This is a genomic window from Bacillus sp. AFS002410, assembly GCF_002556365.1.
In the GTDB taxonomy this organism is placed as follows: domain Bacteria; phylum Bacillota; class Bacilli; order Bacillales; family Bacillaceae_G; genus Gottfriedia.
In genome coordinates this window covers 180,172-197,919 of sequence record NZ_NUEU01000001.1, presented here as the reverse complement: position 1 = coordinate 197,919, position 17,748 = coordinate 180,172, and the positions used below count along the sequence as shown (strand labels likewise).

General features: G+C 31.6%; 19 protein-coding genes and 1 pseudogene. 9 read left to right on the top strand and 11 right to left on the bottom strand.

Annotated features, from left to right (window positions below; translation table 11 throughout):
- Positions 1-55 precede the first annotated feature (55 nt).
- Positions 56-607 (top strand): DUF4269 domain-containing protein, encoded by a 552-nt coding sequence (locus CN692_RS00885; RefSeq protein WP_098117126.1) that lies wholly within the window; start codon positions 56-58, stop codon positions 605-607.
- Between the two features lie 35 nt (positions 608-642).
- On the opposite strand, the gene CN692_RS00880 is transcribed toward CN692_RS00885, so the two are convergent.
- The 5 genes from CN692_RS00880 to CN692_RS00855 form a co-directional block, all read right to left on the bottom strand.
- Complete coding sequence (locus CN692_RS00880; RefSeq protein ID WP_098117125.1) at positions 643-1,104, bottom strand: hypothetical protein; 462 nt, start codon at positions 1,102-1,104, stop codon at positions 643-645.
- A 468-nt stretch (positions 1,105-1,572) separates the two neighbouring features.
- On the bottom strand, positions 1,573-2,961 hold the full coding sequence (locus CN692_RS00870; RefSeq protein ID WP_098117123.1) for a HAMP domain-containing sensor histidine kinase: 1,389 nt from the start codon (positions 2,959-2,961) through the stop codon (positions 1,573-1,575).
- 14 nt (positions 2,962-2,975) lie between these two features.
- A complete protein-coding gene (locus tag CN692_RS00865) occupies positions 2,976-3,644 on the bottom strand; it encodes a response regulator transcription factor (RefSeq protein WP_098117122.1) in 669 nt (222 codons plus the stop codon).
- A gap of 474 nt (positions 3,645-4,118) precedes the next feature.
- Complete coding sequence (locus CN692_RS00860) at positions 4,119-4,673, bottom strand: Gmad2 immunoglobulin-like domain-containing protein (RefSeq protein WP_098117121.1); 555 nt, start codon at positions 4,671-4,673, stop codon at positions 4,119-4,121.
- 311 nt (positions 4,674-4,984) lie between these two features.
- Entirely contained in the window at positions 4,985-5,329 is a 345-nt protein-coding gene (locus CN692_RS00855) for a hypothetical protein (protein ID WP_098117120.1), read from the bottom strand.
- Between the two features lie 249 nt (positions 5,330-5,578).
- On the opposite strand from CN692_RS00855, the gene CN692_RS00850 reads away from it, so the two are divergent.
- On the top strand, positions 5,579-6,127 hold the full coding sequence (locus CN692_RS00850) for a GNAT family N-acetyltransferase (protein WP_306659827.1): 549 nt from the start codon (positions 5,579-5,581) through the stop codon (positions 6,125-6,127).
- A 77-nt stretch (positions 6,128-6,204) separates the two neighbouring features.
- Here CN692_RS00850 and CN692_RS00845 read toward each other — a convergent pair whose 3' ends face one another.
- Complete coding sequence (locus tag CN692_RS00845) at positions 6,205-7,743, bottom strand: FAD-dependent oxidoreductase (protein ID WP_098117118.1); 1,539 nt, start codon at positions 7,741-7,743, stop codon at positions 6,205-6,207.
- Between the two features lie 167 nt (positions 7,744-7,910).
- Between CN692_RS00845 and hpt the strand changes: the two genes are divergently transcribed.
- Both hpt and CN692_RS00835 read left to right on the top strand, forming a co-directional pair.
- Positions 7,911-8,438 carry a hypoxanthine phosphoribosyltransferase gene (gene hpt / locus CN692_RS00840; RefSeq protein ID WP_098117117.1) on the top strand — a complete coding sequence of 176 codons (528 nt, stop codon included), beginning with the start codon at positions 7,911-7,913 and terminating at the stop codon, positions 8,436-8,438.
- Positions 8,439-8,632: 194 nt separating this feature from the next.
- Positions 8,633-9,892 (top strand): TolB family protein, encoded by a 1,260-nt coding sequence (locus CN692_RS00835; protein ID WP_179874345.1) that lies wholly within the window; start codon positions 8,633-8,635, stop codon positions 9,890-9,892.
- A gap of 22 nt (positions 9,893-9,914) precedes the next feature.
- On the opposite strand, the gene CN692_RS00830 is transcribed toward CN692_RS00835, so the two are convergent.
- Positions 9,915-10,679 (bottom strand): 2-phosphosulfolactate phosphatase, encoded by a 765-nt coding sequence (locus CN692_RS00830; protein WP_098117116.1) that lies wholly within the window; start codon positions 10,677-10,679, stop codon positions 9,915-9,917.
- A 70-nt stretch (positions 10,680-10,749) separates the two neighbouring features.
- The gene (locus CN692_RS00825) at positions 10,750-11,271 is read right to left on the bottom strand and encodes a hypothetical protein (RefSeq protein WP_098117115.1); all 522 of its coding nucleotides are present in this window, start codon (positions 11,269-11,271) and stop codon (positions 10,750-10,752) included.
- Between the two features lie 163 nt (positions 11,272-11,434).
- On the opposite strand from CN692_RS00825, the gene CN692_RS00820 reads away from it, so the two are divergent.
- Positions 11,435-11,908: a GNAT family N-acetyltransferase gene (locus tag CN692_RS00820; RefSeq protein WP_098117114.1), complete on the top strand. Its 474-nt coding sequence runs from the start codon at positions 11,435-11,437 to the stop codon at positions 11,906-11,908.
- A 53-nt stretch (positions 11,909-11,961) separates the two neighbouring features.
- Here the strand turns inward: CN692_RS00820 and CN692_RS00815 are convergent.
- From CN692_RS00815 to CN692_RS00805, 3 genes and pseudogenes are all read right to left on the bottom strand, one after another.
- A pseudogene (locus tag CN692_RS00815) lies at positions 11,962-12,936 on the bottom strand (RtcB family protein); the annotation flags it as partial.
- A 266-nt stretch (positions 12,937-13,202) separates the two neighbouring features.
- Positions 13,203-13,421, bottom strand: a complete 219-nt coding sequence (locus CN692_RS00810; RefSeq protein ID WP_098117112.1) for an RtcB family protein — start codon at positions 13,419-13,421, stop codon at positions 13,203-13,205.
- A 113-nt stretch (positions 13,422-13,534) separates the two neighbouring features.
- The gene (locus CN692_RS00805) at positions 13,535-13,987 is read right to left on the bottom strand and encodes a GNAT family N-acetyltransferase (protein WP_098117111.1); all 453 of its coding nucleotides are present in this window, start codon (positions 13,985-13,987) and stop codon (positions 13,535-13,537) included.
- A gap of 266 nt (positions 13,988-14,253) precedes the next feature.
- On the opposite strand from CN692_RS00805, the gene CN692_RS00800 reads away from it, so the two are divergent.
- From CN692_RS00800 to nadE, 4 genes are read left to right on the top strand one after another with little or no spacing between them, the layout of a single operon-like run.
- Positions 14,254-14,805: a cysteine hydrolase family protein gene (locus tag CN692_RS00800; RefSeq protein ID WP_098117110.1), complete on the top strand. Its 552-nt coding sequence runs from the start codon at positions 14,254-14,256 to the stop codon at positions 14,803-14,805.
- Complete coding sequence (locus CN692_RS00795; RefSeq protein WP_098117109.1) at positions 14,802-16,271, top strand: nicotinate phosphoribosyltransferase; 1,470 nt, start codon at positions 14,802-14,804, stop codon at positions 16,269-16,271. Before CN692_RS00800 ends, CN692_RS00795 begins: the two co-directional genes overlap by 4 nt.
- Positions 16,264-16,893 carry a nicotinate (nicotinamide) nucleotide adenylyltransferase gene (gene nadD, locus CN692_RS00790; protein ID WP_098117108.1) on the top strand — a complete coding sequence of 210 codons (630 nt, stop codon included), beginning with the start codon at positions 16,264-16,266 and terminating at the stop codon, positions 16,891-16,893. Before CN692_RS00795 ends, nadD begins: the two co-directional genes overlap by 8 nt.
- Positions 16,890-17,711, top strand: coding sequence for an ammonia-dependent NAD(+) synthetase (gene nadE / locus CN692_RS00785; RefSeq protein ID WP_098117107.1), 822 nt, complete (start codon positions 16,890-16,892; stop codon positions 17,709-17,711). Before nadD ends, nadE begins: the two co-directional genes overlap by 4 nt.
- Positions 17,712-17,748: the final 37 nt, after the last annotated feature.

Genomic DNA, 17,748 nt, shown 5'->3' with positions numbered 1-17,748 from the left:
ATATTTTTTAAAAATGCATATTATACTAAAAAAAACTTATTTGATAGGAGTCTATATGTTTCTTTCCATTGATTATTTAAAACATGGTAATCCTAAACAACAGCTTGCACATTCAGCATTAACACGATTAAATATACTGAATGAATTAAAAGATTTTAGCCCTGTTCTATGCGGAACAATTCCAATTGGGATTGATATAGAGGGATCAGATTTAGATATTATTACAGAGGTAAATGATTTAACATCATTCAAAATACTATTGGAGAATATATATCAGGAACAAGAACATTTTCGGATTTCCCACTCAATTGTAAGAGGAATCGGAACAATTACAGCAAATTTTACTTACGAAGGATTTGAGATTGAAATTTTCGGACAATCTATTCCATCTATTAAACAAAATGCTTATCTTCATTTAATCATTGAGCATTTTATTTTGACACAAAATCCAAATCTGAAAACTAAGATCATAAAACTAAAAACAGAAGGCTATAAAACAGAACCAGCATTTTGTAAAATTTTAGGGTTAATTGGAGATCCATATGAGGAATTAATTAAATATGGAATTAGAGTTGGGGCAATTGATATAGAATTGAAAAATGAGTAAAAAAAGAGGAACAATTTTGTCCCTCTAATCTAATTTTATTTAGTTACAACTTCACTACTTTTAACAAGCTCAATACGGATTTTCGTAAGCCCGTCTTTTTCATCAACATATGTACTTAGCTTCCAATTTGCTGCAAGCATATTTTTAATATTGCTAACTGCTTCATTGGATAATTGGATTCCTTGAATTGCAGTTCCAACATCTTCATAATCTTTTTCAACTTCAATTCCAAATTTATATTTTAATAAAGTCATTAATGAACCTTTTGTTAAAAATTTAATTTGGTATCCTTCATTCACTAGTTTAATAAAACTTTCTTCATCTTTCTTATATAAATTTACTAAAGTTTCCCAATCAGGAAAACCATTACCATACTCATTTAAAAATTCGTAATTCTCTTCTTTCAGAGCATTAATTAACTGTTCATTTTCAACACCAGCATTGCGCAGTCTTTCAATCATGATGGCATTATTTATTGCGATCCCTACATAACTCATTGTTGTTCTCCCTCCGAATTACAAGAATTTTCTTTTTATTCAACTTTATCATAAATTACAGTCGCAAACTATTAATATGATGTAGAATTACTGATTACTAAATTGGATAGCCCCGAACGCTTTGTGAACTTTGTTGATATATTGATGGTTTTTGTTGATATATTCCCACTTTTTGTTGATATAGCGCCTGTTTCCGCTGATTTAGTGCCGATTTTCGTTGATATAGTGCCAGTTTCCGTTGATTTTGTCCCTCTTTTCGTTGGTATAGCCCCACTTTTCGTTGATTTAGTCCCTCTTTTCGTTGGTATAGCCCCACTTTTTGTTGATATAGCGCCGGTTTTCGTTAAAACGAACCTATTCTCGTTAATTTAATGCTAAATCTAGATGTTGACCATCTAAATCTCCATAAAAAAACCACAAGGATAATTAAATACCCTTGTGGTCTCACTGGAAGACAACTCCACAAATCTATATTGTGTTTAATGTGATGATGGCAGTTGTTCCCTTTCCATTTTTACTCGTAATTTTTAAATCTCCGCCATAGTTTTCAATTAAGTTTTTCGCAATCGATAAGCCTAGACCATTACCGCCGTTAGCTCGGCTTCTTGCTTTGTCTGCTCGATAAAATCGGTCAAAAATATGATTAATATCTTCTTCCTTAATTCCGATCCCGTTGTCTGAAACTTTGATTTCGATTCTGTTAGCAACTTGCGAAGTAGAAATATCTATTATAGTGTGTTCTTTACTGTATTTAACGGCATTATCGAACAAAATAATTAAGATTTGCATTAAATGCTCTCTTGCGATATTTGCTTTATTAACAACTTGATTAGTCTCACCTAAGTGAATTTCTAAATCTTCATGTAGCAGTTGATAATTGTTTATGATTTCGTTTAAAACTTCTATAATATTTGTCGGTGCATATTGCTCTATTTTCTCAGTATTTTTCTCTAGCTTCGTCAACTGTAAAAGTTCATTCGTTAAAACAATCATTCTGTTCGCTTCGTTAATACAAGTGTTTAATGAGTTTTCCAAAACAGTTTCGTCTTTTTTTCCCCAGCGATTAACTAGAGACAAATGGCCGTGAATGATTGCTAAAGGTGTTCTCAATTCATGAGAAGCATCTTCAACAAACCGCTTTTGTCTTGTAATTGAAGCTTCTAACTCATCCATCATTTTATTAAAAAGTAATCCGAGTTCCGATAGCTCATCTTTCGTTTCTCCAACAATAACTCGCTCTTTTAATTGATTATTTTTTATTTTAATCATCGTCTGGTTTAAATTTTTAATAGGATTTATTATTCTTTTTGATAAAAAGTAACCACTGAACATACTTAAAATTAGCGAGATAATTGTTCCCAAAATAAGGATCATGAACGATTCTTTAATAAATTTCGAAAAGATTTCTACATTCATTGCAACTTCTAATACACCGTCAAAATTCTTATAGTGTAATGGTTTATTTATAATTAGAATCTCTTGATTGTGTAATCGATATTTTTGAATTTTGCCAACGTCATTTTTATTTATATAAATTTTAGGCATTGTTCTTGAAACAATAAATTTTACTCTTCCATCTTTATCTAATAGTCGAATCATCTCATTATTTTGGATAATTTTTTCAAAGAATTTTTTGTTTTCTGCAAAAGAAGCAGCATTCGGTTTTTTCGTTTTATAATCTTCATCCAAATAAGCTGACGTTTCATTCAACCTTTTTTCAATTCGATGCTGTTGTTGATTCATTACTGACATTTGAATTAAGCCAAGTTGAATAAGATTACATAATGTAAATATGAAAAACATAAGTACAGCGATTGTAATTGTTATTCTCCATCTAATCGAAAGCTTATTAAACAAGGAAAGATTCACCTCTACATCCTCATTACATACCCAGTACCCCTTACAGTGTGAATATAGGTATTATTCTTATCATCTAGTTTTGTTCTTAAATAGCTAATATAAACATCCACTACGTTTGTTTCAATTGTAGAGCCATAGCCCCATACAGTTTCTAATAAAATTTCTCTTGTTAATACACGATTTACATTACTCATTAATAAGTACAATAAATCGAATTCTTTTTTAGTTAAATCAATAACCGCTTCATCTTTTTTAACAACTCTTGCTGCAGAATCTAATGATAAGTCTTTAAATTTTAAGCAATGTAAATTTGTTGAGCGATCAATACGTCTAAAAATTGCTCGCATATGCGCTAAAAGTTCTTCAATAACAAATGGTTTTGAAATATAATCATCAGCTCCACTGTCTAGACCAGAAATACGGTCGAAAACACTGTCTCTTGCTGTAATCATAATAATTGGAGTGTCTTTATGAGCTCTAATTCTTCTACAAACTTCAATTCCACTTAAATTAGGAAGCATTAAATCAAGTAAGATTAAGTCATACTCTTGGTCAATTGCTTGGTTTAATCCATCTCTACCATCATTTGAAATATGAACTTCATTTCCTTCATACTCTAATTCTAATCGTATAAAATTTGCTAATTCTTTTTCATCTTCTATAATTAATATTTTTTTCATTTATTTTATCCCTCATTTTTCATATAATAACATCTATAAAATAATTATTTATACTGTATAAGGATATCTGTTTAAGATGAAAATGGCTTTACGGATTTTTTAAAATTTAATAAGAGTTTTATTAGAAATTTTTAATTTATTAACTTAATAATCTTGATAATACTACCTATTGTTTACATTTTCTAATAATTTCACTTAAAAATGATTAAAATTTATTTAAATTTTAATTTTCCACATGCAAATTCGTATGTAAAAAGTGACTCCTAACAACGTTCATAAAACAAAAAACAAGAGGTAAAACCATTTAAACTGTCTTTTACATATTTTCTATTTTCAGGCCGTCGAATTAGTCGACATTTTTTTATTTTGTCATTAATACTCCTAAGAGAAATTTGGCTATAAAAACAAAAAAAGTGTAGAGAAATTTTAATGGTTTCTCACACTCAGAATTTTGTCTATTTTTTTAGTTAAGTTTTATTTAAACTGAATTGGAATAGTTAATATATGTTCAGGTTGGCCGTCCTTTGCACTTGCTACATATAATGTCAGTACTCCATTCGGACTAGTTGGTTCATTATAATTTATCACTATTTTAAAGTTTCCCCACTCAGGTGCACCCATATCAGCCATGGTGTTCCCTTCTGCTAAAACATTGTGCCCATCTTCTAATTTATATAGAAATGTCGCTTCAAAAACACTAGCCTTCCCTTCAACAATTAACACATTTTTTCCTGTTGAATCATTTACGACCGAAGTAACTTTAAATGCGTCATTTTCAACTGGCGTAAAAACTTTTACTGGCGGTTTATTATCATCCTTTTTTGGAGGATTGTTATTTCCTTTATCCGTTGTATTATTTTTATCTGTTGAATTGTTTTTATCGGTGGATTGGTCTTTGTCCGAAGATTTATTTTTATCAACCTGCGTTGTTTTGTCATCCTTTTTGCTATACCCGAAGTCGCTTGACTGACAGCTTGTTAGGCAAATTATGCTTAAAATGGCCATTCCTATAAATAAAAGTCTTTTCATACTATTCCCCCCTAAATTAATTTATTGCGATAAATTTAATAATGTTCTAAATTAAATTAATTTTTTTTAATACATACCGTAACTAGTTACAAAATGTTTTTCGAGGTGAATTGTGAATGAATCAATTTAAAGAATAGACTAGAAGTTAAATTAGGATTGGCAAAGCTAGATTGCTCTAAATAATCGAGGAAATAACTGTCTGTATAGTAATCTTTGAAGGAATATCGTTTCTAACATTTTGGAAGTAAAACTCCCCCTACAAAAAATCAAAACATTAATAAGTAAATATGAAGCCATGCCCCGTAATTCTTCTACATGTCTCGGTTGGAAATTTTTTCCTTTTGTTTTAGAAATTCACTTTCCGTAATAACTCCATCGTTTTTTAATTTGCTTAATTTGCGAAGCTTCAAATCAAAGTCCACTTTCTCTCTAGTACTATATTCTTCAACATTTACTTCATAATTTGAAATTCCGCGTTTACTAAATAAATTATAAGCGTTGATGATTGTAATCATTAGTGCAAATCCAGTCCAAAGCAATCCAAATAAACCAGCCTCTGGAATGACAATCTTAAAACCGATCACGATAAAAATAAGTCCAATAATTAAAGCAAAGAAAGACTGCCCTTTACTTGGTTTAACCCTAATTTTCCTCATATTAATTAGCACCTCCTTATCGTATTTCGATTTTAGAAATAAAACATAGAAGAATGATAATTTTCTTTTGCAATACTATATTCGACAAAACACGGTTAAATACCTATTGTCAATTTGAACTCCTTATTTTATTAAATGATTATCGTAGATAGGAAAAATCTTTTTTTATCATTACGAAGAACATAATAACTAAACCTTCAAAATGATATGATTTTATTAACCATCATCTATTTTCAGATTTAAGGAGGGGTGTACTTGATTTTCCAAAATAATAAACTGAGCCTTCGTCTATTAAATGAAACCGACGTTCCACTTTTATCAAGTTGGCTTTCTGACCCTAAAGTTCTTCAATATTATGAAGGTCGAGATAATCCGTTTGATGAAGAAAAAGTTAAACAAGTCTTTTTTTCGAAAGATCCTTCAATTAAAATGTGCATTGTCGTTTATGAAAATATTGAAATTGGTTATTTACAATATTATAAATTAGATGCTGAGTCAAAAAGTGAATATGGTTATGAACTAAATAATGAAGTTATTTACGGAATGGATCAATTTATCGGTAATATAAATTATTGGAATCGTGGGATTGGAAGCTTGCTTGTCTCTTCAGTGGTAAATTATTTAGTTTCCAATCACAACGCTGAAAAAATAGTAGTAGATCCACAAACTTGGAATATACGCGCAATTAAATGTTATGAAAAATGTGGATTTAAAAAAATTCGATTACTTCCAAAACATGAGCTACATGAAGGCGAATATAGAGATTGTTTTGTGATGGAATATGAGCTTCTGTCATAGTCAGCTCCCTTGTAAGACTGAAAATACAAAATGAAAGGATGCCTCGTATATAGAGGCATCCCATATCATTATTTTACTTACTGCACAAAAACTTGTTTTAACGGTTGATCAGCTGGTCCTTCTAAAACTTCGCCATAGATTGAAAATCTTGAACCATGACAAGGACAATCCCATGATTTTTCTCCATTATTCCACTCGACCTCACAACCTAGATGAGTACAAGTAGTGTCGACACAATGAACTTCACCGTTTACATCTTTATAAGCTCCAACTCTTTTTCCATCTAACGTAACTACTGAGCCTTCGTCATTATATAACTCTTCAATTTTTCTAGAAACTGGTTCTAATTTACCTTCAATTAAATGTTTAGCTACATCAATGTTTTGCATTAAGAAATGTTTGATACTAGGATCTGCTTGGAATCTTGAAGGTGAGAATACTTCAGCATCAACTGCTTCTTTTTCTAAAATTAAATTACTAATCAGCTGAGCAGAAACTGTTCCTGTTGTCATACCCCATTTACGGAATCCTGTAGCCACATATATATTTTGGTTTTTCGATGACAATCTGCCAATATACGGCATTTTATCTAAAGTTATTAGATCTTGGGCTGACCATCTAAACTTAATATCTTCAATTCCGAAAGTCTCTTCACCAAAAAGCTTTAAATTTTCATAAAATGTCATTGTGCGTGTTTCCACGCCAGTTTTGTGACTTTCTCCGCCAATTATAACTAATTCTTCATTATTATATTTAATCGATCTTAAAGACCTTTTTGGATTGTCAGCGCTTATGTACATTCCTCCTGGATAAGCTGTTTTTATTTTTGCAGCTAATGCATATGAGCGATCTGCATGTAATTTAGTAAAAAACATTTGGTTGCCATCATAAAAAGGAAAATGAGATGCACTTACAACATGCTTACATTTAATTTTTCTTCCACTTTGAGTTACGACAACCGGGCAATCCCCTGTTTCAACATTAATGACCACAGTTTCTTCATATACTTTTAATCCGTTTTCAATGGACTCCTTTAATAAGTGAATCAAATATTTCAATGGATGAAACTGAGCCTGATTTTTCATTGTAATCGAATATTTAGTATCAAATGGTAATAAAGTTTTTACAGCTCCAAATGAGTCAATTCCTAATGATTCATAGGCTTTCAACTCTTTTTCCAAATTTCTTACATAATCATCTGAAGTTGTATAAAGTGTTGCATCTTGAATCTCAAAATTACAGTCTATTTGATTATCAATGCTATATTTCTTTATAAAATCCATCGCATTTTTAGTAGACTGATAAAAGATTTTTGTTTTTTCCAATCCAAAATGTTGAATTAGTTCATCATATATTAAATCATGCTGTGCAGTTACTTTTGCAGTTGTATGTCCCGTTGTTCCATTAATAATTTTATTTGCTTCAAGTAAAGCAACTTTCATTCCCGCTTGTGTCAAAAAATATGCAGTAGTAATCCCAGTTATACCAGCACCTACAATTACTACATCAAACTCACCATCATCATTATACGGTTCAAATGTTGGGATATTTAGTCCACTTCTCCATAATGGCTTTGAGTGGGTCGGTAAGCCATTAAAATCAATTTTCTCATTCATTTGAGTACCTCCAAATCTGTAATGTGGTTATTATTACCAAATTTGAGTCAGTTCATTAAATTAACTTTTCATTCTACTATTTAGTAAATATTGTTAAAATGGACATAATGATGAATGCTCATCAAACAACATAAATGTAGTTAATAATAAGTAAAGAAGGTATTAAAATGGCATATCGAATTAAGGACACTTTAATTTCTGAAGAAGATTTAAAAAATAGAGTAAAAGCACTCGCTGAACAAATTGAAAAAGACTTTAATAACGAACCTCTTATCCTGGTCGTCGTATTAAAAGGCTCTTTTGTATTTGCTGCTGATTTAGTTCGTGAAATGAAGGGGAATATTAATGTAGATTTTATTTCTGTGTCGAGCTATAGCAACCAAACTGAATCAACTGGAAAAGTTAGACTATTAAAGGATTTAGATGAGAATATCACCAATCAAAACGTTGTTGTAATTGAAGATATCATTGATAGTGGTCTAACATTGCATTTTTTACGTGACCATCTTCAAATGCATAAGCCAAAATCCATTAAGATTTGTACTTTATTAGATAAGCCTGAAAGAAGAAAAATCGACCTACCTGTTGATTATGTTGGCTTTGTCATTCCAGATGAATTTATTGTTGGATATGGAATTGATTATGCACAGCAATATCGAAACCTTCCTTATATTGCTACAGTGGAAGAATATTAAGTTATTAAAAAGCCGTTCGATTTTTATCGGGCGGCTTTTACTTATGCTTTTTAAAATTAAATTTACTGTTCATAATTTTGAACTTTGACGGATCTATTTGTAACCTCCCCTTCCATATAACGAGCTTCTTTCATTTTGATATTTCTATACTTACTTGGGAAAAATAAATCAAAATTGAAATACGGGGTGAGTTTGTGAAGCGAAAAATACTATTCATTTTTATTACAATTATCTGTTTAATTTTACCGACATTTAGTCATGCAGAAACAACCGATCCGGCATTAAAAATTGCCTTTATACGTGATGGATTTGTTTGGGTAAAAATAAATAATAAAGAGGAAAAAATAACAAAAGTAAAAGGAGTTTATTCAGAACAGCCCCAGTGGTCATTTGATGGCTCTTATTTAATGTATCAAAAAGAAATACCAACTGGCCCAACCACTTCATACCCTACCCGCTCAGAAATATGGGTTTACAATATGAAAACAAAAAAAGAACAAAAAATCATCTATGATGGTGAAAATCCGAAATGGTCACCAACTAAAAATATTATCGCTTTCTTAGATAGCGGCGTCTTAAATGTTTCTGATTTTAATAACTTTTACAATATTGCACTAGGTGTTGATGACTATAGCTGGATACCAAATGGCAAAGGATTTATTGCCTCTTCAGCTGCTTCACTTAATCCAGATGGTTGGACAAACCCAGTTCTTTATAAAATCACTTTACCTAATGATTTAAAACAGATTACTAGCACAACAAACAACGTAAAACAATTTTTTGTCGTTCCTAAAACATTAACAAAAGGCAATACTTCCATACCGTCTATAAATGCGTCGAACTTTCAATTTTCACCTAATCAAAAATGGATTTCCTTTATCGTTAACCCCACAGCTTCATGGTCTATGGATAGTGATATGCTATGTATCATTTCTTCAGATGGAAAAGTTTTTGAAGTTCAGGATGAAATTATTTTACATTTAGATAATCCAAAGTGGGCACAAACTAAAAATATTTTAGGATATATTGCAGGTGGTGGAAGATTAGTATTTGGATACAAAAATAAAAAGATGAAAGTCACTGAAATGCCAGCCTTTACATCAACAAATTTAACTCCGCCACATTTTGCTGAATTAGCATTTACTTGGGTTGATGATTCAGCAATAGTTGTTTCTAGAGTAAAGGAAAGTGAATGGTCTAATGATGAAAAAAAACGTCCAAAACCATCATTAAACGTAATTAATCTTTCTACACATAAACAAACAAAAATAACAAATCCGCCTACAGGTAAGGGTGATTATTATCCAATCTACTCTAAGTCTTCACACAAAATAACTTGGTTTAGAAAAGGAGAATTGGATGTCATCGGAAACGTATGGATTGCTAATGTAAATGGCAGTAATACTAAGTTACTTTTAAAGAACGTTAGCTCATACTCTATTTATGAGCGTTAAAAAGAAAAGGATGAATACAGTTTCATCCTTTTTCTATTTTTAGAGCATCTTGAAAACAACCATCCTGTAAAACTGGGACTACATTGTAGCTGTTTAGTTGACTACAATGTTTAACATCATCCTCAAAGTCTTTAAACCTAAGCTCTCTCCCACTTCCACATTCCCAAATAAACTCTTTTATTTTATGCTTTGAATGAAGAAATGCGCCAATACAGATTTCCGCTTCAGGAGATTTTGTTCCTTCTAGCTCAGCTAGTATCGCACCGGCACCTAAATAATCCTCTATTGATGGACGTAAAACATCTTCGTTTTCTCGTGCATCATTCCAAACTTCACCACAAGGTATGACTGTTATATTAGCATTTGAAGCTGTTTTTATTTGATTAACATATGTTGCAACCGATGAAGCATTAAGTAATGAGCCAATTAATAATGCTGGTACTTTTGAAGCGATCCAAGTACAAAATGCGCCATTTAATGAACTTAAAACAAACTTTTTAGTTGCATGTTTCTCATTAAACGAGATTGGTGAAAGAGTCGCCTTCCCTAAAACTGCCGCTTCATTTCTCCCTAAAATGTACTCAGCACTAATATTTTTTGCATAAGCTTTTCCATCTAAATTTGGTGGATAAGGGTAAATAAGTGCATTATGATAAACTGCTGAAACTACTGTCGACGAAAAACTAAGTACATCAACAATTATTGTAATATCCCCTCGTTCTGCTGCTTCTCTTGCGCCCCTTTTTCCCCACTCTACTCGACATTCATAATTAGATTGATCGAACATTTTTCTAACCTCCTAAATTTCACAACAAAAAATGCAATACTAAAAAATGTATTGCATCAGCATAATTCGTTTAACGATAAGTAACTTCAGTAAACCCTAAACTATTTTTAGTTGTCACCATTGGCTTATCAGGATAATAGAACACTAAATTTTTATAATTCATTTTGTACTTACTTTTTGCAAAATACTTATTCAAATCAACCTTACTCATTTTTTTCCCATCAATATAAATTGCTTTCCCTTTAGGTTCGCCTTTATCAAATCCATAGATTAGTTTATCATTTAAAAAATGCATTCCCGTGCCTTCTCCGGCGTACAAATGCTCTGCACCAGAAATAGAGGCAAAATTCATATTTAAAAACGCTGATGTTTTAAATATATAAATACTATGTGGGATATTCGTAATACAAAGAATGTATGGACTATGAGGGATTTTAACTAATTGATAATCCTGGTTCTTTAATTCCGGTAAATCTTTATGGATAGCAAAATTAATTGCTTTTTGTTCTGTATTAAAATTAAAAGATATGTATGTAAATATACTCAAAGAAGCTACGCAGATTAACAATAATGTAATGACTTTTTTACTCATCTTAGTTGCCATCCTTATTAAGAAATTTAATTAATTAAGTAAATGCACTCTTCTAACTCTATTTATTCAACACATGTATTTCTATTTCCTTTGATTTATATAAAGGTTTTTTATTCAATCTAGTTAAATATTAATAAATATAGAATTAGAATTTGGAGGTAATATGTTGATTAACATCATAAAAGTTAAAAAAGAAGAGGAATCTATTTTACATAATTTGATGCAATTTTATATTTATGAATTTACTAAATATCTTTCCGATCTTAAACTCGGGCAAAGCGGAACTTATCATAAGTTTAATTTGGAAAAGTACTGGGTAAATCAAAATTATCATGCTTTGTTTATTAAACATAAAGATGAGTTGATAGGATTTGCCTTAATTGAAAGCTTAACAGAGACTGCTTCAAATCAAGTAGAAGAGTTTTTTATTATTAAAAAATATAAAGGGAACGGCATTGGCAAGAAAGTAGCGATTGAACTATTCAATATGTTTCCCGGAAAATGGAGCATCTCCCAAATTGAAAAAAATGAACCGGCTAAAGCTTTTTGGAGAAATGTGATTCGTTCTTATACTAATGGTAATTTTACTGAAAGAATTGATGAGAATAAAAAGACCATCCAAGAGTTTACCGTTTGAAATGATTGAAAAAAAACCACCTTATGTAGGTGGCTTTGGTTTTGTCTATTAAATTAATTTGCCTTGAAATTATAAAGTGGTTTAATCACTTTGATTACTTCTATTGAGTCCTTTGTATTTTCGATGATTTCGTTCATTTCCTTATAAGCCATTGGACTTTCATCAAGTGTACTTTCTAAAACTGATGTACTCCAAACATCTTTCATTGTTTCTTTAAAATCATCAAGAGAAAGTGTGGCTTTAGCTTTTGTACGACTCAGAATTCGACCAGCACCATGAGGAGCAGAATAATTCCAATCTGGGTTACCTTTTCCAATTGCTATTAAACTCCCATCTCGCATATTAATCGGGATTAATACTTTTTCACCTTTTTGAGCAGAAATTGCCCCTTTACGAAGAATCATATTTTCAATATCAATATAATTATGCACGGTCGTAAATTGTTCCACAACAGTTAAATCCATATTCTGCACAATCTCATCCATCATTGCCTTACGGTTCCATAAAGCATAATCTTGGGCAATGGCCATATCGTGCATATAGCGATCAAACCATTCTCCTTCTAAATAAGCTAAATCCTTTGGAATATATGACGACGTAATATTTTTTAATGCAGTTTCAATTTCTTTTTCACGACCTTCATTCCTTAATTGTTGAACGATCTTTGAACGATTTTCTGACTGACTTTTTAATAACTCATACGCTTTTTTCTGATAAAATTCCGCTACAACCTTGCCTAAGTTTCGGCTTCCAGAATGAATAACGAAATAAATATTTCCATCTTCATCCGCGTTACATTCAATAAAATGATTTCCACCACCAAGTGACCCAAGGCTTAGCTTTGTTCTAGTTTCATTTAACTCTTTAAAACAATAAAGCTTAGAAAAATCGATATTTTTCACAAAAGCATGCTTATTATTACGAATTGAAAACCCGGATGGAACATGTTTACGGATGACCTGGTCTAGCTTTTGAAAATCAATTTCTTTTTGAGAGATTCTTATTGTTTCCATTCCGCAACCTATATCGTACTTTAACCTCTAATTTCTTAGGGAGTGGACTATACCTTCACTACAATCATCGGAGTATGCAGCTCCTAATGTAGGCTCGCCGTGTTAATTATCCCCTCTTACATTAAAATCTGGAATAATTCTGCACAATCGTCTACAAACAATGTGCAAGTCTCTGAACCATTTGACTATGTCACCATAGCCTCTGGCTGCTGATTGCCCTCGACTATATTTTACGTTAGGGTTTCCAGCAATTGAGCGAGTTTTTTAACGTTGGAGCCGTTCTAGTTAACCCCAACGAGATTGGGAACAATTTTATCTTGAATCGTCATCGTAGTCCCAATCGTACATCCCTTACCAGCATGAGTATCAGGCATAATTCTAATTTTCGAATTTTTCACGAACTCTTGATTACATAGTTCAATAATTTGCCCAATGGCACCTTGCTCAACATTATCTGTAAATATTTTAGCTTCATTAAATGTACCGTTAACTTTAAGCATTATGTTCTCCTTCAAGTTAGTATTTTTATAGCCTAACTTTTTTAACTATTGCAATGAATTTAAAAGTTGTTCTGTATTAGTATATACCTAGAGAGTTTTAACTTATTTTAAAATTAACTTAACTTTTCCAAATTCAACGAATAAGAAAAAAATTCTTTATCAACTTGATAACCATTTTTTTCGTACAATGCTTGTGCCGATTTATTATCAATCGCTGTTTGTAAATCCAATGCCTTTGCTTTTGTATTGATTGCAAATCCTTTAGCGGCATCTAACAACATTTGTGCTACTCCCTTTTTCCTTGCTGCTTCAGTCACAAATAAGTCATTTAATATCCACAATTTTTTCATTGATACTGAAGAAAAAGTAGGATATAACTGAGTAAACCCTAAAGATTCCTCTCCTTCTTTAACAATAAAAATAACCGAATCTTTATTATTAATTCTTTCTGTAATAAAATTAATCGCTTCATTTACATTACTTTCTTGTTTATAAAACTGTCTATACTGATCAAATAGCTTTGCAACTTCTACAATATGCTCTGATTTCGCTTGAACTACTTCCAATTTTGTCACCTCTACTATCTTTAAACTTATTTAGTATTTAGTTCTTTCCATTTCAAAAAAATCCTTTAATGATCACAAAAGCTACATTTCATCTTTTATTACTTTTTATAGAAAAGGTAATAATAAATTCCAAATGAAATATTAATTTTCCAAAATTTAGGTTTTCATATGAATTAACTTATAATAATATTGAAGATGAAAAACTAATTTGATTTATTTCACTATGTGAAGAATTTAACATTCTATTTACTTGGGGTGATTTGAAAATGAATAAAAAAGCGCTCATTATTATTGATTATATGAATGACTTTGTAGCAGATGCTGGTTCATTAACTTGTGGTAAACCAGCTCAAGAAATTGAACAAAGTATTCTTCAATTAACCAAAACTTTCATTGAAGATCAAGATTATGTTGTATTTGCTGTAGATGTCCATGATGAGAATGATCCGTTTCATCCTGAAACAAAATTATTTCCACCTCATAATATTAGACATACTAAAGGAAGAGATTTATATGGTGGCTTAATGGATTTATACAATTCATCAAAAGGTAAAGCAACTATTCAATGGATTGATAAGACTCGTTATTCAGCATTTGCAGGAACTGACCTTGAGATAAAACTAAATGAAAGAGGAATTAATGAACTTCATTTAATTGGGGTTTGTACTGATATTTGTGTATTACATACAGCAGTCGATGCTTATAATAAGGGTTATAAAATAGTCGTTCACGAGCAGGCAGTTGCAAGCTTTAATGCAGCTGGTCATGAATGGGCATTAAGTCATTTTAAAAATACTTTAGGGGCGGAAATAAGATGAATTACAACTTTCACGATGATAGCCTTGCACTTCATACAGACCTTTATCAAATTAATATGGCAGAAACATATTGGGGAGACAATATTCACAATAAAAACGCTATTTTTGAACTATATTTTCGAAAACTCCCATTCGGGAATGGATATGCGATATTTGCAGGTTTAGAAAAAATAATTAGTTATCTGCAAAACTTCAAATTTAGCAGTACAGATCTTGAATATTTAAAAGAAGAACTTGGATATGAAGATGAATTTATTCAATATTTGTCTGGTGTAAAATTCACAGGTTCCATTAGATCAATTCAAGAAGGAGAATTAGTATTTGGAAATGAACCACTTTTAAGAATTGAGGCCCCGTTATTAGAGGCTCAATTAATTGAAACTGCCTTATTAAATATCGTTAATTACCAAACTTTAATTGCTACAAAAGCGTCACGTATTAAACATATTGTCGGTAATGACACTCTTATGGAGTTTGGTACTAGACGTGCTCAAGAATTTGATGCAGCAATTTGGGGAGCAAGAGCTGCCTTTATTGGTGGATTTCATGCGACTAGTAATGTTCGTGCTGGTAAATTATTTAATATTCCTGTTTCAGGTACACATGCACATGCGCTCGTGCAAGCTTATCGAGATGAATACATAGCTTTCAAAAAATATGCAGATCGTCATTACAACTGTACATTTTTAGTAGATACATACGATACCCTTAAAAGTGGAGTCCCTAATGCGATTAAGGTTGCTAAAGAGCTAGGTGATAAAATTAACTTTGCAGCAATCCGGTTAGATAGTGGTGATTTAGCTTATTTATCAAAAGAAGCTAGAAAAATGCTCGATGAAGCTGGCTTCGTAAATACGAAAATTGTTGCTTCGAATGATTTAGATGAATATACAATCTTAAATTTAAAGTCACAAGGTGCTAAAATTGATTCTTGGGGTATCGGTACAAAGCTTATTACAGCATATGATCAACCGGCTCTTGGAGCAGTTTATAAATTAGTAAGTATTGAAGATGAAAACGGTAAGATGATTGATACTATAAAAATTTCTCAAAATCCTGAAAAAGTAACAACGCCAGGGCTAAAGAAATTGTATCGAATTATTAATACGGTTAACCATCACGCTGAGGCTGATTATATTGCCCTTGAAGATGAAGATCCACAGTCAGAGGAAAAAATAAAGTTATTCCATCCAGTTCATCCATACATTAGTAAGTTTGTTACTAATTTTGAGGCTAGAGAGCTTCATCACCAAATTTTTACAAAAGGCGAATTAGTTTATAAAATGCCTGCGATTAAAGACATTCAAGATTTTGCTGAAAACAATTTAAGTGTACTTTGGGAAGAATACAAGCGTGCATTAAACCCAGAAGAATATCCAGTAGACTTAAGTCAAAAATGCTGGGATAACAAAATGGAAAAAATAGCTGAAGCTAGAAAGAAAACAGAGGAAATGAAAAATGGCTAAAATTGGGATTTACGGCAGTTCATTTGATCCAATCACAAACGTTCATTTATGGACTGCTAGTACAATTGCTCATCGTTGTCAATTGGACAAAGTAATATTTTTACCTTGCTCTTCAAAAAGAAGGGATAAACAATTACATAATACTGATGAACATCGTTGGAATATGTTAAATTTGGCAATTCAAAATAACACTAAATTTATTGCAGACGATTATGAAATGAGCAAAGAGGCTTGGGAAGTCTTTACTTACTATACAATGAATCATTTTAAAGCAAAGTATAGTGAAGATGAAGTTTATTTCATAATGGGAGCTGACCTTCTAGAAGATATTGCAGAAGGAAAATGGAAATACGGGGATCAATTAGTTTCTGAAAATAAATTCATTGTTATGGCGCGTGATGGAATTGATATGTTAAAGACCATCTCTCGTTCTCCCCTATTAAGAAATAATGATAATGGCTCTAGATTTCATTTAATTGATAAAGGATTAGCAATGGAAATTAGTTCAACTTATATCCGAGAAGAGTTTGCTAAAGGCGGCGAGCCAAGATATTTATTGCCTGAGGAATGCTACGCTTATATTAAAAAATACAATCTGTATCAAAAGGAGAATGAAGATTGAACAATTTACAAAAAGAAATCGTTGAAGAAATGAAAGTGAAGCCTGTTATCGACCCTAAAGAGGAAATAAGAATTAGTGTTGATTTCTTAAAAAGTTATTTAAAGAAACATCCATTTTTAAATGGTTTTGTTTTAGGTATTTCGGGCGGCCAAGATTCTACTTTAACCGGTAAACTTGCACAAATAGCAGTTGATGAATTAAATAGTGAGCAAACGGAAAAAGAGTATTTATTTATCGCAATTCGCTTACCTTATGGTGTACAAATGGACGAAGAAGATTGCCAAGAGGCATTAAAATTTATCCAACCAACTAAGACTTTCACAGTAAATATTAAAGCTGCTGTAGATGCTAGTGTTAGCACATTAAAGGATATTGGCATAGAACTTACTGATTTCGCAAAAGGGAATGAAAAAGCTAGAGAACGAATGAAAGCTCAATATAGTGTCGCAGCAATGAATGGTTGTGTCGTATTAGGAACAGATCATTCTGCTGAGGCTATTACTGGATTTTACACTAAATTTGGAGATGGTGGCGCTGACCTAACTCCACTTTTCCGTCTAAATAAACGTCAAGGCAAAATGCTATTAAAAGAATTAAACTGCCCAGCTAAGTTATATGAAAAAGTTCCAACTGCTGACCTTGAGGAAGATCGCCCACAATTAGCAGATGAAGTCGCTCTAGGTGTTACATATGATGATATCGATGATTATTTAGAAGGTAAAGAAATTAATAGTGACTCACAAGCAAAGATCGAATCATGGTTTAATAAATCCAGACATAAGAGACAAATGCCTTATACTGTATTTGATAAATTCTAAAATGAAGTCGCCAATTTTGGCGGCTTTTTTTCGTTTA

Bases quoted from the DNA above. Each gene is read 5' to 3' on its own strand.
- CN692_RS00860 (WP_098117121.1), bottom strand. From the start codon at position 4,673: ATGAAAAGACTTTTATTTATAGGAATGGCCATTTTAAGCATAATTTGC.
- CN692_RS00820 (WP_098117114.1), top strand. From the start codon at position 11,435: ATGTTGATTAACATCATAAAAGTTAAAAAAGAAGAGGAATCTATTTTA.
- CN692_RS00865 (WP_098117122.1), bottom strand. From the start codon at position 3,644: ATGAAAAAAATATTAATTATAGAAGATGAAAAAGAATTAGCAAATTTT.
- nadD (WP_098117108.1), top strand. From the start codon at position 16,264: ATGGCTAAAATTGGGATTTACGGCAGTTCATTTGATCCAATCACAAAC.
- CN692_RS00810 (WP_098117112.1), bottom strand. From the start codon at position 13,421: ATGCTTAAAGTTAACGGTACATTTAATGAAGCTAAAATATTTACAGAT.
- CN692_RS00830 (WP_098117116.1), bottom strand. From the start codon at position 10,679: ATGTTCGATCAATCTAATTATGAATGTCGAGTAGAGTGGGGAAAAAGG.
- CN692_RS00855 (WP_098117120.1), bottom strand. From the start codon at position 5,329: ATGAGGAAAATTAGGGTTAAACCAAGTAAAGGGCAGTCTTTCTTTGCT.
- CN692_RS00885 (WP_098117126.1), top strand. From the start codon at position 56: ATGTTTCTTTCCATTGATTATTTAAAACATGGTAATCCTAAACAACAG.
- CN692_RS00795 (WP_098117109.1), top strand. From the start codon at position 14,802: ATGAATTACAACTTTCACGATGATAGCCTTGCACTTCATACAGACCTT.
- CN692_RS00845 (WP_098117118.1), bottom strand. From the start codon at position 7,743: ATGAATGAGAAAATTGATTTTAATGGCTTACCGACCCACTCAAAGCCA.
- CN692_RS00800 (WP_098117110.1), top strand. From the start codon at position 14,254: ATGAATAAAAAAGCGCTCATTATTATTGATTATATGAATGACTTTGTA.
- CN692_RS00825 (WP_098117115.1), bottom strand. From the start codon at position 11,271: ATGAGTAAAAAAGTCATTACATTATTGTTAATCTGCGTAGCTTCTTTG.
- hpt (WP_098117117.1), top strand. From the start codon at position 7,911: ATGGCATATCGAATTAAGGACACTTTAATTTCTGAAGAAGATTTAAAA.
- CN692_RS00880 (WP_098117125.1), bottom strand. From the start codon at position 1,104: ATGAGTTATGTAGGGATCGCAATAAATAATGCCATCATGATTGAAAGA.